This window comes from Diplocloster modestus, assembly GCF_019042245.1.
GTDB classification, from domain to species: Bacteria; Bacillota; Clostridia; order Lachnospirales; family Lachnospiraceae; genus Diplocloster; species Diplocloster modestus.
In genome coordinates this window covers 104,477-121,771 of record NZ_JAHQCX010000017.1, presented here as the reverse complement: position 1 = coordinate 121,771, position 17,295 = coordinate 104,477, and the positions used below count along the sequence as shown (strand labels likewise).

The following is a 17,295-nucleotide window of genomic DNA, read 5'->3' as shown; positions in this document are numbered from 1 at the left end:
GAAAGAGTAAATATCAACTGTACAGAAGTAAATGCTACCGCAAGAAAAGAGAGTGGAATTTACTTTTTCATTTCAGGAGTAAATTAAGTATGAAAACGAATATTTGCCAATTACGGAGGAATCGCTTAAAATAGAGATATGGCCTTGCTTAAAATGGGGGCATGACTTCATGGATGACTTATGGACGGGCAGAAGCTTTTGAAGAACATCAGGTGTTAGGATTGAGCGGAAGAAAAGATACGGCCGGAAGGGGGTGTAAACTTGAAGGGGTGTTTGGAATGTGGGCTGCATGGAGCGGATTTCCCATAGAATATGGATGATCTGAAGTCGGGAATCGGTTACCGTAGATAAGGTGGATTTTAGGGTAATAGGAAACAAAATAACTAAAATATTTTAGCTATATAAAATAAGAATATTTATTTTGAGTTTAGATCGTGGACCGGATTGAAAGGCTTGAATTGTGCATTGTGTTGATGAAATAGCAAAAATACAAAAAAATATGGCGAATCAATCAAAAGAATGATCGAAGAATTCAAAATTAAATGGGGCATTTACAAAAATATTTTAGTTTTCTACTTGACTTTTTCTAAAATGATGCTAAAATTAAACTAAAGAAATTTAGAAAACGCGTTAGCACATGGATGAAAAAGGAGAATAGAAGGATGAGACCGGTAATCAGAGAGCAGGAATTTGCAGACAGATGGAAAAAGGTTCAGGCGTTGATGGAAGAGCAGAAGGTGGATCTGGTGGCAGCTTACGCGGATGACCGTTATGTTTATGGACAGGCTTATTCCAGATGGCTGGTGGATTATGAACCCCAATTTGAGGCGGCTTTTGTGCTGGTGCCGGCCGTGGGGGAACCCTGCATTATAACCGGTGCCGAGTCGGTGGAGTTCGCACTTCTGTCTTCCAAATGCAAAAATGTGAAAGCGATTTGGGAATTTCTGCATCCGGATGAAGAGTACCCGTACTGTGAGGTTACCAGTTTGGAAGTTGTGATCCGGGAACTGGAGGAAAGCTCCGGGAGAAAGATTACGAATGTGGGGATCGCCGGCAAATCGGCTGTTCCCTATGACTTGTATCATACCCTGATCGGCCAGTTTGGAGAAGAACATATGATGGATATGGATTCATCCATGTCCATGCTGCGGGCCGTGAAGACGGAAAATGAGATCGAAGTGATCCGTTATGCCTATCAGATCGCTGAGGCGGGGATGCAGAAAGTATATGAAAGCATCCGGGAAGGAATCACGGAACGGGAGATCGCCGCTGAGGCGGAATATGTGATGCGGAAGATGGGCGCGGAAGGAATGGGGATCTCCATGATGATCAATTCCGGCCGGGAGAACACATCACCGATCCTGTCCAGAACTACTTTCCGTAAGATTGAAAAGGGAGATCTGGTGGTTGCCACGATCGCCCCCAGATATGAAGGTTATCACGGCGCGATTGGCCGCCCCTTTGTACTTGGGACACCGGCGGATGATGTGAAGCGCTATATAGAATTAGTCATGTATGCACAGGAAGAAACCAGGAAGATGCTCCGTCCGGGTGTGTCGGCGCGGGAGATGGATGCGATTTCCAGAAAATACATAGAGGAGGCCGGGATGGGAAGCCATTTCGCTTATACCGGTATCCACAGCACCGGTACAATTGAATTCGAACCGCCGATCCTGTCCTCCAAACTGGATCTGACCCTTCAGAAGAACATGGTGTTCTCCATTGATATTCCCATGTTCCTGAATGACTGGGGTGGAATGAGACTGGAAAATGGCTATCTGGTGACCGAAGACGGGTGCGAGGCTCTGTGTTCCTGCGATGTGCATTACAGAAAGGAATCACTATAGAAATTATCAGATAGACAGGAGATTTTTCATGAAACTGAAAATTAAAGATATCGCGAAGAAAGCAGGGGTATCTACGACGGCGGTGTCTTTTGCATTGAATGGGAAAGCCGGGATCAGCGATGAGACCAGGAAGAAAATCCTGGATATTGTAAAAGAGGAAGGCTATACCACCAATGCACTGATGAAAACCGGCGGCATGGAAAGTGACGGGTCATTGATGGAATCCAAACTGATCATGCTCCTGTGCCCGGTTTCCAATCTTGGGGAAGAGGACAGCTGGAATGTCTCTCTATCCTTTTACGAGATTATGAAGGAAATTGAAAAGAGTATCAATGAATACCATCATTACTTATTTTTTAAATCTGTCCAGATTCAGGCGGGCTTTCAGGAAAAGTTAAAAGAAATTATAGAGACCTACCGGATCCGCGGCATCATCGTACTGGCTACCGATCTGACCTCCCAGGAAATGAAGGCGATCTGCGATGTACCGGTACCGGTGGTGGCCATCGACCGCTATTTTCGTGACATCAGTGTAGATTGTATTTCTTTTGATAATTTTGCCGGGGCCTGTGAAGCGGTACGCTACCTGATCGGATTGGGCCATACGAAGATCGGCTATATCTGTTCCACTGTGGACAGCGAGAATTTTAAGGAACGGCAGGCCGGCTATGAGGCGACGCTGCGGGAAAATGGAATCGAACCTGAGAAGGCCTATATGATCCGTGTGGATAATAACGGACAGGAGATCGAACCGTATCTGATGGAAGCGCTGGGCCGGCTTTCGAAGCTGCCGACCGCTTTCTTTACGGAGAGTGACACATTGGCTGTGGAGACGATCAAATGCCTCCAGCAGTTAAAAATCGATGTGCCCGGCGAAGTATCGGTGGTCGGATTTGACAATATCGTCGTCGCCAACCTGGTTACACCGGAATTGACCACCATGAGTGTTCCGTGGACCGACCTGGCAGATCTGGCTGTGGGCCGCCTGATTGATAAGATGGAAGAAGAGCAGGGAAGAAACCTGAAAATGAAAATTGAAGTGAAACTGATTGAACGGAATTCCTGCCAGAAAAAATAGTACGCTAAGTGCTCATAGCAACAGAAAATAGTTCCCCGAAATCAAGGGGAACCATTTTCGAAACATTTAGGGGAACGGTTTCCTAATGGGAACTTTAAGGAGGATTTGTATATGACAACCATCCTGGATGTGGCCAGACTGGCCAATGTCTCAAAAACATCCGTATCCAGATATCTGAACGGACAGAATGCCGGTCATATGACAGATGAGACGAAGGAACGGATCGAATCGGCGATCAGGCAGCTGGAATACCAGCCCAACAGTATCGCCCGCAGTTTAAAACAGAAGTCCACCAATGTGATCGGTTTGGTGGTAAACGATATGAGTAATCTATTTTTCCTGGAGATGATGCGGGGGGTTGAGACGGAACTGAAGAACTCCGGTTACAACCTGCTGATCTGCAATTCGGATAACAATATTCAGATGGAACTGGAATGCCTGAAAATGCTGGAAAAAAGACAGATCGACGGGGTGATCCTGATCGGTATGAACATGCCCAGTTCCCATATCGAAAAGCTTCAGTCCGATATCCCGATGGTATTGTTGGAGCGGGATGCCGGAAATACCAATCTGGATTCTGTAAAAATAGACAACCGGGTAGGCGCCTACGAGGCGGTACGCCACCTGATCCAGAAAGGACATGCGAGGATCGCTCATATTCAGGGCCCGGTGATATCGGCCATGGCTATGGAACGGTATGATTCCTATCAGGAATGTTTGAGGGAACACGGGATACAGGTTCCATCCGACTATGTGGTGCAGGGAAATTATAAGCTGGATAGCGGATATGCGGGGATGAAGCAGCTGATGGAACTGCAGGAACCGCCCACAGCAGTATTTTGTGCCAACGACTATATGGCAATGGGGGCGCTCCGGTATCTGATCGAGCATAATTATAAGGTCCCCCAGGACGTGGCACTGGTGGGTTACGACGATATTATGGTGGCGAAGATGGTGACCCCGTCGCTGACCACAGTGCGCCAGCCGGTACTGGAGCTGGCCAGGACGGCAGCACAGCTGCTTCTGCGCAGAATCGCGGATAAAGACGACGCCAACTATGTGGGGCAATCTGTCGTTATGAAATCAAAGCTGATCGTGCGGTCTTCTACCTGAGGGTGGTGGGGGGTGGTGAGTTCCTGTGACCGGCCGGGTTCCGGGATATGGATTGGCCCATGAGGGGCTTGGGGGGGAGAGATTTCTCCTGTTTCAAAATGCAGCCTCATGGACAGCTGCGGGAGCCTCTGAAAGCAGCGAGTATGTCGGCGTGTGAGCCTCCATACTCACTTGAGTCTCCCTCCGCTATTCGGCCATGCATTTTGAAACAGGAGAAATCTCTCCCCCCAAGCCCCTCATGGGCCAATCCATATCCCGGAACCCGGCCGGTCACAGGAACCCAGCGCGGTTTGCAGCTTCGGTTATATTGGGAAATCTATAGTGGCCGATGACGATTAAGGGTTGCAGCTTTGGTTGTTGGGGAAGAGCAGTATTTGTATTGGATGAGCCTGGAAGGGGGTAGGAAAAAGATGGTTGATTCCGGTTTTGAAGAGATGAAGGAAGAGTGGAAAGAACTGATTGACATCGGGTGTAAGCCTTTTGGGTCGGCGAATCTGATCCGGGCGGCGGATATCCTGGTGGAGAGGCTTGGCAGGATCTGTCCGGATGCTAAGCAGGATGTCTATGAGATTCCGGCTTGGGAGGTTGGTGACTGGAGGCTTGGTTTTTTGGATTCGGAAGGCGGAGAATTAAAGGCTTATCCGTTTTTGGGCAGCGGGGCGTCAGAAGGATTCGGGGGAAGGCTCCGGTTTGCCGGATATCACAGGGTTTGGAACATGTATGTCTGGGACAGATACGCGGTGGTGGAACCGGAAGGGGAAATAAAGGCGTATGTGACGATCAGAAAAGGAGGCGGTGCGATCCCTCAGATGCTGTTCACGGGAACAAGTGAACTTCCGCATTTTATGGTGGGAGAAGAGGAGGAAAACAGGATTTTGGAGGCAGTCGAAAGCGGTGCGCGGATCGGGGGATTTGTACAGGCTAAGATGATGCCTGACAGCCGGTGCTATGACGTGGTGGGAAGTCTGGGAGACGCGGATGAGAAGGTGGTGCTGTGCGCCCACTTTGACACGGTCTATAATACTTCGGGCGCATATGATAACGCGGCAGGCACCGCGGCGGTGCTTCAGACAGCCAGGAGGCTTAAGGCTTACCGTCTGAAGAAAAAGGTGGAGATTCTTTTGACGGACGGGGAGGAGTTCGATTTAAGAGGCGCCAGAGCCAGATGCGCCAGGGATCAGGAGAAGACCGCAGCGGTTATCAATCTGGACGGCGTGGGAAGAGAGAATGTTCTGGAAGTGTGGAGCGGACCGGAGAACTTTGAGAGAAAGATAAGGGCTTACCTGGATGAAAGCAGGGAGGAGTTTACACCGGTTTATATCTGCCCTCCTCCACCTGGGAGCGATCACGCGCCATACTATGAGAAGGGGATTCCGGTGTGCATGCTCACTTTTAATGATCAGGGTATTCTGCATACGCCGGAGGATGTGTACGAAGAGAGCAAGCTGACGAATATGGCTAAAATCGTCAGACTGACGCTGGGATTGATGGAACACCTTGGGTTTATTGAGAAGATTGGGGAACAGTAAAAACAGGAATAGCTAAAACATGAATAGCTAAAACAGGAGGTATTTCTATGAAAAAGTTACTGGCAGTTTTACTTTGTGGAGCAATGGTACTTGGTATGATCGGATGTTCAGGAAAAGAAGAAGGGGAGCCTGCGGCGGCACAGCCTAAAGAGTCGGCAGCACCTGCGGCAGATGACCAGAAGGAAGCCCCTGCTGATTCCAAAGACGCAAACGGAGAGAAAAAGTTACTGGGTGTCAGCCTGATGACCCTCCAGTATGAATTCTTCCAGGACATCAAAGCGGGCATCGAAGAGGCCGCTAAGGACAAATATGAAATCGTATTTAACGATCCGAATATGGATCTGCAGAATCAGATCGACGCCATTGAGAATTTCTGCGCCCAGGGAGTGGACGCCATTATCCTGACCTGCGTGGACGGCAATGGGATCATTCCGGCACTGGACACCTGTGAAGAAAAAGGGATTCCGGTTATCACAGTGGATTACAGGCCAAGCGGCGGAAAATTCGAGACCTACATCGGTTCTGATAACTTCCTGGGCGGACAGCTGGCGGCAAAATGGGCACTCCAGAACGTACTGGAAGGAAATGAGACTCCGAATATTGTATTCTTAAGCAACCCGATGTCCATCGCTGCGGTAGAACGAATCGACGGTTTTAAAGATATCCTGTCGAAGGAATGTCCGAAAGCGAATATCGTGGCAGAACAGGGCGCCGATTCCAGAGAATCCTTTATGAGCGTTATGGAAGATGTATTGACGGCCAACGATAAGGTAGATCTTGTATTTTCTTACAGCGCGGACGGCGGATTGGGTTCTTATGATGCGATCCAGGCTGCGGGCAGGGAAGATGAGATCGCAGTGATCGGCTTCGACGCTTCGGCGGAGGAACAGAACGTGATCGCAGAAGGCGGATGCTATAAGGGAAGTATTATGCAGTTCCCCAGCAAGCTGGCGGAGACAGCGGTAGAATGCGTAGATAAAGTACTGGCCGGAGAAACTCTGGAAGCGGATACTACGGTAGAGGTCGGCGTGTACACGAAGGATAAGATCTTCTACGCATCGGATCTGCAGTAGAAGAGATCTGATACGGGAAGTCATGGAAAAGAACGCAGCTAAAAACAGGAATTTAAAAAGAGGGACGAAGGCTTATGGACAGCGGATACATATTGGAGTTTCTAGGCATCAGTAAATCTTTTGTAGGCGTACAGGCGTTAAAAGAGGTTAGCTTTGGCGTGAAAAAAGGTGAGGTCCATGCACTGCTGGGTGAAAACGGCGCGGGAAAATCAACGCTGATGAAGATTCTCTCAGGGGCATACAGCAAGGACACGGGCAGAATCCTGATCGACGGCCGGGAAGTGAACATCCGTCACACAAAAGATTCGGAAAAGCTTGGAATATCCATCATATACCAGGAGCTGAACCTGATACCGGAGATGTCGGTCGCGGAAAATATTTTTCTGGAACGGCAGCCGAAAAAGGCGGGATTCCTGGATTGGAAAAAAATGAATAAGGACGCCATTGAGGTCTTGAAAAGGATCGACATGAACATTTCGCCCAAAGTATTGATCTCAACGTTAAGTGTAGCCCAAAGGCAGATGATTGAAATTGCCAAGGCGATCTCGCTGAATGCCAGAATCGTGATCATGGACGAACCCACCTCCGCCCTGACGGAAGGGGAAACCCGAAAGCTGTTCCAGGTCATCGGGAATCTGAAGGAGCAGGGAATCACGATGATCTATATCAGCCACCGGATGGAGGAAGTATTTGAAATATGCGATTCCTATACGGTTATGCGGGATGGAACTTTTATCAGCAGCGGCAGTATTCAGGATGTGAATCTGGATAAGATTATCGAGTACATGGTCGGAAGGCCGATGTCCCAGGTGTTTCCGGAAAAGAAAAATAAAATCGGCGATGTCATTATGCAGGTACAGGACCTGCATAATGACAAGGAAGTCCGGGGAATCTCTTTTGACCTGCGCAAAGGGGAAGTGTTGGGATTCGCAGGACTGGTGGGAGCCGGAAGAAGCGAGACTTTAAAAGCGGTGTTTGGGTCGGATAAGAAGGCGAAGGGGACCGTGATGATAAACGGAAAGAAGGCATCGATCCATTCCCCGAAAGACGCGATCCACAATGGACTGGGATTCCTGCCGGAAGACCGGAAAGGGGAAGGCCTGGTCACCGAACTGTCCGTTGTGGACAATGTCGTGATGGCGAAACCGGAGAACGCCATGGTCAAAGGCTTCTTCTCCGCCAAACGGGCGAAAGAACTGTGCCGGCGGTATATTAAGGAGCTGATGATCAAGACTCCGTCTGAGACCCAGACAGCGAAGTATCTAAGCGGCGGAAACCAGCAGAAGGTGGTTCTGGCCAAATGGCTGAACTGCGGACCAGAGATCATCATACTGGATGAACCCACCCGCGGTATCGATGTCAACGCGAAGATGGAGATTTACAATATGATCACGGATCTGGCCGCTCAGGGAAAATCGATTATTCTGATCTCATCCGAGATGCAGGAAATTATCGGACTTTGCGACAGAGTAAATGTCATGTTTGAAGGAAAGATTGCAGGCGTACTGATGAAAGAAGAGTTAACACAGGAAAAGATAATGCATTATGCAACCGGGGGGAACCAGAATGAATGAAAAAGTAGAAACAAAGAAAAGGATTAACTGGAATGATCTGGCCATCGTCTTGATTTTACTTGTGCTGATCGTGATACTGGCGATCATCAAACCGGTGTTCCTGTCAGCGGAAAACCTGCTGAACATTATGCGGCAGGTGACGATCGTGGCCATTCTGGGCATCGGGATGTCCTATGTCCTGATATCCGCGGAGATCGACCTAAGCGTGGGTTCCCTGGCGGCATTATCCGGTATTATCGTAGCTTTCACCCTGAAATCCGGATGGAATATGGGAATCTGTATATTCCTGGCGCTTCTTGCCAGCGTGTTCTGTGGATTCTTAAATGGGGCCATACACACATTCGCGAAGATACCGTCCTTTATTGTGACTATGGGTATGCTCAATATCGCCAGAGGAGTCGTGCTGGTCATCACGAATTCCTATCCGATCACCGGTCTGCCCGCTGCTTTTAAGGTCCTGGGGAGGGGATATTTAGGACCGATCCCGATCCCGGTCATCATCATGGTGGTCTGTTATGTGATCGGCTACATCGTGTTAAAATACACGAAATTCGGCCGCAGCATCTATGCGATCGGCGGAAACATCGAAGCAGCCAGGTTATCGGGTATCCCGGTGTCCAGAAATAAGGTGTTGATCCATACCATCAGCGGACTGACCGCAGGAATCGCAGGGGTTGTCCTGGCTTCACGCGTGTTCTCCGGACAGCCGGGGGCAGGAAACGGACTGGAATTGGATGCCATAGCTGCATGTGTAATCGGCGGTACCAGTACTTCCGGAGGAAAAGGACGTCTCTGGGGAACATTCCTGGGAGCCCTGATTATGGGAATTATAGCAAACGGCATGAACCTGCTGAATATTTCGACCAACTGGCAGCTGATCATGCAGGGGACAATCATCATCGTGGCAGTCGGACTGGACAGACTGAAGAGCGATTAACTGGAGGGGAATATGGACGAGATTAAAAATAGCATACAGGAAAAGCAGGAAGATTATCTGGAATTCTTGAGAAAACTTATAGGAATGGATACTTCCGTCATCCGCCACGGAGAAGACGGACAGGAAGCTAAGGCGCAGGAGTTCCTGGCGGAGTACCTGAAGAATCTGGGCTGTGAAGTGGATATGTTCGAGCCGGATAATGAGCGCATGAGTAAACATCCCGGATATAACCGCGGGCATCAGTATAAAAACAGGCCGAACGTAGTCGGTACTTACAAAGGAACCGGCGGCGGCAGGTCCCTGATCTTAAACGGCCATATCGATACGATGCCTTCCGGAGAGCTGAAACGCTGGAAATATAATCCGTGGGAGATGACGGAGGAAGACGGAAAACTGTACGGACTGGGCACAGACGACATGAAAGGCGGCCTTTCCGCTGCGATACTGGCACTGGAACTGGTGCTTTCCACGGGATTTCGGCCGCGAGGCGATATCATGATCCAGAGCGTGGTAGATGAGGAAGGCGGAGGAAATGGTTCTCTCTCCTGCGTGGATATGGGATACCGGGCCGACGGCGTGATCATCGCAGAAGGAACGAATCTGGAAGTATTCCCGGTGAACCGGGGTGCCTGGCTTGGCGAGGTGGAGATCGACGGCCTGCCGATCCATGCCAGTTTAAGGGGATTTGGACAAAGCGCGATCGACAAGATGGTCAAGGTCATGAACTGTATGCGGGAACTGGAATTAAAATGGCTGACCACCAAGCGGCATCCCCTGCTGGATCCTCCAACGATCAACTTTGGTTATATTCAGGGCGGGATAGCGGCCTCCACCGTAGCGGAAAGCTGCCTGATGAAATTCGAAATTGAGTACTATCCATCGGAGCTGGATAAACTGGGCAACCGGTTTCTGGTAGACAAAGATGAAGTGGTGAAAGAAGTGGAAGATTATGTAAATGCCATGGCAAACGGCGACGAATGGCTGAAGGATCATCCGGTCCGCTTCCACTGGTTCCAGGACTGCGCCCCCTTTGAGACAGACGCCAATGACCCTCTGGTACAGACACTGGCGGATGTGGCTATGGATGTGACGGGCAGAAGAGTGATCGCGGGAATGTCCGCGGGCTGCGACGCCAGACACTTTACCAATATCGCTAAGGTTCCTACGGTCGTATATGGCCCCGGGACCTGCCAGAACGCCCATGTGGTAAATGAATATCTGACGAAAGACCAGTTTTTTAAAGCCATCGAGTCCTATGCGAAGATGATTATAAACTGGACCGGCCTGAGATAGAGGGGACTGGCTTCTTTCGGCGGTAAAGCAGGCAGGTATGCAGCTCATGGAGAAAGGTGCCTGTCCCCGGAAGTTGCCTCGGACAGGCCCACATCCGGGGATATACCTGTAAGCTGCGGAGCTATTCAGAAAGAGAAGCATTAGCCAACTTTACACAGTACATAAAATTTACAGGAGAATGGTATGAGAAAATTCAACGTTTTATTTGCGGGCGAATCCTGGTTTTTTACCACGACGGAAACAAAAGGTTTTGATCAGTTTACCATAGGGGGATATGAGACAGAGATCGGCCGCGTACGCGCTTATATGGAAGAATATGCGGATATCACGCATATTCCGGCCCATCTGGTAGCCACAGAGTTTCCGGATTCTGCGGAAAAACTGAAGGAATACGATGCTGTGCTGGTCAGTGATGTGGGAGCCAATTCTTTTCTCCTGCACCCGGACACCTTTCAGCGCAGTATCCGGACGCCTGACAAACTGAAGGCGATCGCGGAATATGTGGAGCAGGGCGGTGCGTTCGGAATGATCGGCGGTTACATGACCTTCATGGGAATCGAGGGGAAGGGCCGGTATCACGGTACGGTTATCGAGGAGATTCTGCCAGTAACTATGATGCAGACAGATGACCGCAGAGAGCATCCCGAGGGAATAACAGTGACAGCCTGCCAGGACCCGCTGGCTGATGGACTGCCTTCCCCATGGCCGTATCTTTTAGGATATAATAAACTGAGCGCCAAGGATGGAGCCAGGGTAATCGCGCAGTATGAAGGGGATCCGATCCTGGCGCTTGGAACCTATGGGAACGGCAGGACCTTCGCCTGGGCCAGTGACTGCGCACCGCACTGGATGCCGGCTGCATTCTGCGAAAGTGATTTGAACAAGGAACTTTGGAGAAGAGTTTTAACCTGGGCTGTTGGAGAATAAGAGAAACGGCAGGCATCTTGAACGGCTGGAAAAAATTGGTATTCTGATAATAAAATAAATAAACAGGCCGGGGTATGCGGTTTTACAGCCGCTGGCTCCGGTTTGTTTATTTTTGACAGTATTGCAAATTCAACCGGAATCAACTAAAATAGTGCTTATGTATATTGATATCTGTAAATGTATATCTGTAGATCTACTATAAATAAAGCGGCAGCATCGAAAGGAGACGGGTATGATGGATAAACAGCAGCCAGTACCGGGAGAGTTTTACAGGCGCGATCCGGATCAATTATATCAGATTATCACAGTGGCACAGGATATGGATGACGGGGAATGCAAAGTGGTTTACCAGGCTCTAAGCGGGGAGTTCCCGGTTTATGTGGAACCGTTGGAGCGTTTTGGGAGAGAGACGAACCGTGTGCGTCCAAAAAAATGCAGAGATGTTTCCAGTCGTGAGGAGACAATAGAAAGTAAGCGTATACAGGATGGAATCGCCCAACCAGAAGAGATCGATCCGGACGGCTTGGAGGAGGGGACAGTGAATCCCAGGCTACTGGAATTTCTGGATGCTTCCACCAATCAGGAGAAACTGGATATCCTCCAGAAAATCCGCAGGGAGATAGACGATAAATTAATGGATGATCTGGCGATGTCTATGGATCTTACTTTAAGCGGGAAAGATGTTCAGCAGAAATATAAGGAATTGCAGAATTGCCTGCTTACCTATATCAAATACGAGAGTGCCAGAAGATGAATTTGTATTCAGAAACGGGTGCGGCAGTAGATTTACTCTACTGCCGCATTTTGATTCCACAGAAAGATCCATGGACACAGCTGATTTAGTCAGCATCCTTGCATTCCAGTTTGTAAAAGCCTGGACCGGATATGAGATTTGGACTGGAAATGAGATTACGCTTGACACAGAGAGTATTATTGTATACAATGATACCTAAATAATGGAAAAAATAGTAAAGTCCAGAAAAAAGAGAAATAGGAGTGTGGCGATTATGGACAACAGACCGGTTAAAATGAATGAGCACACAAATTTGCTTCAATTGGAAGAGCATATCTACCCATTGGTGGACGTAGACAGGCCAAACGTATTCCGAAATTTATTTCCCTACGATGAGATCCCGAAGATCGCGTTCAACGACCGGATCGTGCCGCACAACATGCCGGAGCAGATCTGGATCACAGACACCACATTCCGGGACGGGCAGCAGTCCAGAGCGCCTTATTCCACGGAACAGATCGTGAAGATATATGATTATTTTCATAAGCTGGGCGGTCCAAACGGAATCATCCGCCAGTGCGAGTTCTTCCTGTACAGTAAGAAAGACCGGGATGCGGTCTACAAATGTATGGAGAGAGGCTACCGGTTCCCGGAGGTCACCAGCTGGATCAGGGCCAATAAAAAAGACTTTGAACTGGTAAAAGAGATTGGCATGAAGGAAACGGGTATCCTGGTCAGCTGTTCCGACTATCATATTTTCTATAAGATGAAAATGACCAGAAAACAGGCGATGGAACATTATCTGAGTATTGTCAGGGAGTGCCTGGAGACCGGGATCAGCCCCAGATGCCATCTGGAGGATATTACCCGGTCCGACATCTTCGGTTTTGTCATTCCGTTCTGTGTGGAGCTGATGAAACTGATGGAGGAATATCAGATACCGATCAAGGTAAGGGCCTGTGACACCATGGGATACGGGGTAAATTACGCCGGTGCCGTAATCCCTCGGTCAGTACAGGGAATTATCTACGGGCTTACCACCCATGCGGGCGTACCTTCGGAACTGATCGAATGGCATGGGCACAACGATTTCTATAAAGCGGTTTCCAACTCCACTACGGCCTGGCTCTATGGGGCCAGCGGAGTAAACTGTTCCCTGTTCGGGATCGGAGAGCGCACCGGGAATACACCGTTAGAGGCGATGATCTTTGAATACGCACAGCTGCGCGGTACCCTGGATGGTATGGATACTACCGTAATTACGGAGATGGCGGAATATTTCGAAAAGGAAATCGATTATCACATTCCGTCCCGGACCCCCTTTGTAGGCCGGAACTTTAACGTGACCAGGGCAGGCATCCATGCGGACGGCCTGCTGAAGAATGAAGAGATATACAACATCTTCGATACCGGAAAATTTCTGAACCGTCCGGCCTTGGTAGCGGTATCCAATACATCCGGCCTGGCCGGGATCGCCCACTGGATCAATACATATTATAAATTAAAAGACCAGCGGCAGGTGGATAAGAACTCCGAGCTTGTAATGAAGGTAAAAGACTGGGTGGATGCCGAGTATGATGCCGGCCGTGTCACCGTGATCACCGACAATGAACTGGTGGTTGTTATCACAAATGCTTGTAAAGAGCTGGGGATTGTTTTATAATCGATAGGAGGATCCGAATTGAGTGATTACGATGTGCAAAAAGAAGTGACGGATAAATTTTCACTCCGTGGCAGAGTGTTCCATAAGCTTCGCGAAGATATCTTAAGCGGAAAGTACAAGCAGAACGAGGAGCTTCGGGAGGTAGCCATCGCTACAGAGCTGGGAGTCAGCAGAACCCCGGTCAGGGAGGCGATCCGGCAGCTGGAGCTTGAGGGCCTGGTCAATCTGATCCCCAACAAGGGGGCCTATGTGACCGGAATCACCATCAAGGATGTGAAGGATATCTATGTAATCCGCTCGTATCTGGAAGGACTGTGCGCCAAGTGGGCCACGGAATTCATCACCGAACAGCAGCTTTGCGAGCTGGAAGAAAATATCTATCTGTCGGAATTTCACGCGGAAAAAGAACATTATGATCAGGTACTGGAACTGGATAACCGGTTCCATCAGCTGTTGTATGATGCATCGGGCAGTAAGATCCTGGATCATGTCCTTTCGGATTTTCATCATTATGTCCAGCGTGTACGTAAGATATCCATTGCAACCCCGGAACGGGCGCTTAAGTCCAACGAGGAGCACCGTAAAATCGTGGAGGCGATCCGCGAAAGGGATGAAGAGCAGGCGGAGAATCTGGCTAACGAACATATCATGAACACGATGGAAAATATCAGTAAATACGGTCTGGAAAATATTCTCGGCTGAGGAAGGGCAGAAACAATACGGCACTCCCAGGAGAATAAAGGCTACAATAACTAGGAGGATGAGTAATGGAAAAAATCAAAATGACGACCCCGTTGGTTGAGATGGACGGAGACGAAATGACCAGGATTCTGTGGCAGATGATCAAAGACGAGTTATTACTCCCGTTCCTTGAACTGAACACGGAATATTATGATCTCGGTCTGGAACACAGAAATGAGACCGATGACCAGGTAACCTTTGATTCCGCTGAGGCCACCAAGAAGTACGGCGTGGCGGTCAAATGTGCCACCATCACGCCCAACGCGGCCAGAATGGGAGAATACAGCTTAAAAGAGATGTGGAAGAGCCCCAACGGCACGATCCGCGCGATCCTGGACGGCACTGTTTTCCGTGCCCCCATCGTGGTAAAAGGCATCGAGCCCTGTGTGAAGAATTGGAAAAAACCCATCACCATTGCCAGACATGCCTACGGCGACGTCTATAAGGCTACGGAAATGAAGATTCCGGCAGCGGGCAAGGCAGAGTTAGTATACACGGCAGCAGATGGAACCGAGACACGGGAATTGATTCATGCATTTGACGGTCCTGGAATCATCCAGGGAATGCATAATCTGAACAAGTCCATCGAAAGCTTTGCCAGAAGCTGCTTTACCTATGCGCTGGATACCAAGCAGACCCTGTGGTTTGCCACCAAAGATACGATTTCCAAAAAATACGATCATACCTTCAAAGATATTTTCCAGGAGATCTTTGATAAGGAATACAAGGAAAGATTCGATGCCGCCGGTATTGAATATTTCTATACGCTGATCGACGATGCGGTAGCCCGTGTGATGAAGTCGGAAGGCGGTTACATCTGGGCCTGCAAGAACTATGACGGGGATGTGATGAGTGATATGATCTCCTCCGCGTTCGGATCTCTGGCTATGATGACCTCCGTACTTGTTTCTCCGGACGGATATTTTGAATATGAGGCGGCTCACGGAACGGTTCAGAGACATTATTACAAGCATCTGAAGGGAGAGGAGACTTCCACCAACTCTGTGGCCACGATCTTCGCCTGGACCGGGGCCCTGCGCAAACGCGGGGAGCTGGATCAGAACGCCGCGTTATCCGAATTCGCCAACCGGCTTGAGAAGGCCTGTATCAAGACCATTGAGGACGGCAGGATGACGAAAGATCTGGCCTTGATCACAACCATCCAGAATCCGACGGTATTGAGCAGTGAAGGATTCATCAAAGCGGTGAGAGCGACTTTGGAAGAAATGCTGTAAAAAAATGCTGTAAGAAAAAATCATTGCTGCATTTTTATCGCTATTATCGCTATGAGCATTTAGTGCCTGTATGGATTACGGGGTAAAAACCGGCGGCGTCCGGATCGACACGGCTTCCGGCAGCCCGTATTTGATTAAAAAATTACGGACCACCGTCAGGATATGGCAGTAGCAGGCGGAGAGTCCGGAGGCGAAGCTTCCGGCATCCCCGGCCTGAAGACAATGAAAAGCTTTCAGACTGAGTAGGCTTAGCTGGTTTTTACTATTGATTTCGCCGCTGTAAAAAGAGAAATAGTAACCCCATAACAGCAATTTGCTAACCTCCTCCAAAATAATCCGGTAGGGCTGTAAATCTAAATAATTCAGAATGCAGAAGAGAAGATCATTTAATGGTATCGCCGCTGGTTTCTCAAAGTGTGATTGCAGGGCGTTTAGATCCTCAGGTGTGATCCGGTCGAAAACGCGCAGCGCGGCAGGCCCGATCAGCAGAGCCATGAGCTGCAGGCCGCTCAGATAAAGCAGCGTATCATGCTGGAAAGTTTTGTCCTTCATGCAATGAAAGGTGGCCTGGTCATCCTGCATGATAACCAGAGTCCCTTTGGCATTTAAGGTTTGACCAAAGCCCAGTTGATTTATCAGGGAAAGCGCTTTTCGAATCGTGGATACGGATACGCCGTATTGTCCTGCCAGTTTGGCTTCCGGCGGGAGATAGGAACCGGATGGATAGAGTCCGGTTCCTATTTTATTGATGAGATCCCTGGCGATCTGGGTATAATAATGATCCCGGCCCCGCTCTGCATGCCAGACATAGGAGGCATTGGGATCCTCCTTCACGTTTGGATAACTCAATGCGAACGCATCAAGCAGGCAAAGGATATAGACGGTGATATCATGATAAATGTCCTGGAAACAGCGTTTGGCATCCTGGGGTGTGTTTTTTTCCAGAGCCTGGATTATGATGGCTATATACCTGCGGACATTCTGCAAATTCGACAGGCCGGCAGGTGAGCTGTATTCCACAAAAAACGGTGCGTGAGCATGAACCTGCAGACTCGAATACAATTCGTTGAACAGTGAATTACCAGACGCTTGTAATACATCATGCAGAAGGAAATTAATGGTGCGCCAGTTATTTTTTGAGTTAATTTTTTGGGTATATGCCAGTGCATTAGCGTAATGTTCCATGCTCCGCACATCACAGACAGAAACGGAGAAAGATAACAGAATGGGCATGATTATTTCTAACGTCCTATATGCGTCTGCAATGGCAGAACGGCATTTTAAGATATACGGGACGGAAGAGGGCGCTGTACCGTTACCGGGCCAACGGTAAATTACAACCGCCGGTTTCCGCTCCTGTGTACGGATAAGTCCTTCCTCTTTCAGCGCGCGCAGTACATCTTTGACCGTGCGTATCCCTACATGGTAAATCTCGCAGATCTGGCTCATGGACGGCAGAGAACTGCCATAATCAAATTGGCCGCTTATAATCTGCTTTCGCAAATTTTGATATAGATAGTCAAATAATGTTCTTTTATTATTCATCCCGATC

At 49.0% G+C, this 17,295-nt stretch carries 14 protein-coding genes; 13 read left to right on the top strand and 1 reads right to left on the bottom strand.

Translation table 11 applies throughout. The features are described 5' to 3' along the window. Window positions 1-662 precede the first annotated feature (662 nt). From KTH90_RS19915 to KTH90_RS19855, 13 genes are all read left to right on the top strand, one after another. Window positions 663-1,847, top strand: coding sequence for a M24 family metallopeptidase (locus KTH90_RS19915; protein ID WP_238727316.1), 1,185 nt, complete (start codon window positions 663-665; stop codon window positions 1,845-1,847). 28 nt (window positions 1,848-1,875) lie between these two features. After that, window positions 1,876-2,925 carry a LacI family DNA-binding transcriptional regulator gene (locus KTH90_RS19910; protein ID WP_238727315.1) on the top strand — a complete coding sequence of 350 codons (1,050 nt, stop codon included), beginning with the start codon at window positions 1,876-1,878 and terminating at the stop codon, window positions 2,923-2,925. 111 nt (window positions 2,926-3,036) lie between these two features. Then, window positions 3,037-4,038 carry a LacI family DNA-binding transcriptional regulator gene (locus tag KTH90_RS19905; protein ID WP_158354855.1) on the top strand — a complete coding sequence of 334 codons (1,002 nt, stop codon included), beginning with the start codon at window positions 3,037-3,039 and terminating at the stop codon, window positions 4,036-4,038. Window positions 4,039-4,448: 410 nt separating this feature from the next. Then, on the top strand, window positions 4,449-5,567 hold the full coding sequence (locus tag KTH90_RS19900) for a M28 family metallopeptidase (RefSeq protein WP_238727314.1): 1,119 nt from the start codon (window positions 4,449-4,451) through the stop codon (window positions 5,565-5,567). 47 nt (window positions 5,568-5,614) lie between these two features. Next, window positions 5,615-6,640: a substrate-binding domain-containing protein gene (locus tag KTH90_RS19895; protein ID WP_158354859.1), complete on the top strand. Its 1,026-nt coding sequence runs from the start codon at window positions 5,615-5,617 to the stop codon at window positions 6,638-6,640. Window positions 6,641-6,714: 74 nt separating this feature from the next. After that, window positions 6,715-8,214 carry a sugar ABC transporter ATP-binding protein gene (locus KTH90_RS19890; RefSeq protein ID WP_158354861.1) on the top strand — a complete coding sequence of 500 codons (1,500 nt, stop codon included), beginning with the start codon at window positions 6,715-6,717 and terminating at the stop codon, window positions 8,212-8,214. Then, window positions 8,207-9,151 (top strand): ABC transporter permease, encoded by a 945-nt coding sequence (locus tag KTH90_RS19885; protein WP_238727313.1) that lies wholly within the window; start codon window positions 8,207-8,209, stop codon window positions 9,149-9,151. The genes KTH90_RS19890 and KTH90_RS19885 overlap by 8 nt, the downstream gene beginning before the upstream one ends. A 12-nt stretch (window positions 9,152-9,163) precedes the next feature. Beyond that, window positions 9,164-10,444, top strand: coding sequence for an ArgE/DapE family deacylase (locus KTH90_RS19880; protein WP_238727312.1), 1,281 nt, complete (start codon window positions 9,164-9,166; stop codon window positions 10,442-10,444). Window positions 10,445-10,627: 183 nt separating this feature from the next. Then, window positions 10,628-11,371, top strand: a complete 744-nt coding sequence (locus tag KTH90_RS19875; protein WP_158354867.1) for a glutamine amidotransferase — start codon at window positions 10,628-10,630, stop codon at window positions 11,369-11,371. Between the two features lie 232 nt (window positions 11,372-11,603). After that, window positions 11,604-12,125 (top strand): DUF1653 domain-containing protein, encoded by a 522-nt coding sequence (locus KTH90_RS19870; protein ID WP_158354869.1) that lies wholly within the window; start codon window positions 11,604-11,606, stop codon window positions 12,123-12,125. A 253-nt stretch (window positions 12,126-12,378) separates the two neighbouring features. After that, window positions 12,379-13,767, top strand: a complete 1,389-nt coding sequence (locus tag KTH90_RS19865; RefSeq protein WP_158354871.1) for a beta/alpha barrel domain-containing protein — start codon at window positions 12,379-12,381, stop codon at window positions 13,765-13,767. Between the two features lie 18 nt (window positions 13,768-13,785). Beyond that, window positions 13,786-14,469: a GntR family transcriptional regulator gene (locus tag KTH90_RS19860; RefSeq protein ID WP_158354873.1), complete on the top strand. Its 684-nt coding sequence runs from the start codon at window positions 13,786-13,788 to the stop codon at window positions 14,467-14,469. A gap of 65 nt (window positions 14,470-14,534) precedes the next feature. Further along, on the top strand, window positions 14,535-15,743 hold the full coding sequence (locus tag KTH90_RS19855; protein ID WP_158354875.1) for an NADP-dependent isocitrate dehydrogenase: 1,209 nt from the start codon (window positions 14,535-14,537) through the stop codon (window positions 15,741-15,743). A gap of 75 nt (window positions 15,744-15,818) precedes the next feature. On the opposite strand, the gene KTH90_RS19850 is transcribed toward KTH90_RS19855, so the two are convergent. Continuing rightward, window positions 15,819-17,288 (bottom strand): GntR family transcriptional regulator, encoded by a 1,470-nt coding sequence (locus KTH90_RS19850; protein ID WP_158354877.1) that lies wholly within the window; start codon window positions 17,286-17,288, stop codon window positions 15,819-15,821. Between the last annotated feature and the right edge of the window lie 7 nt (window positions 17,289-17,295).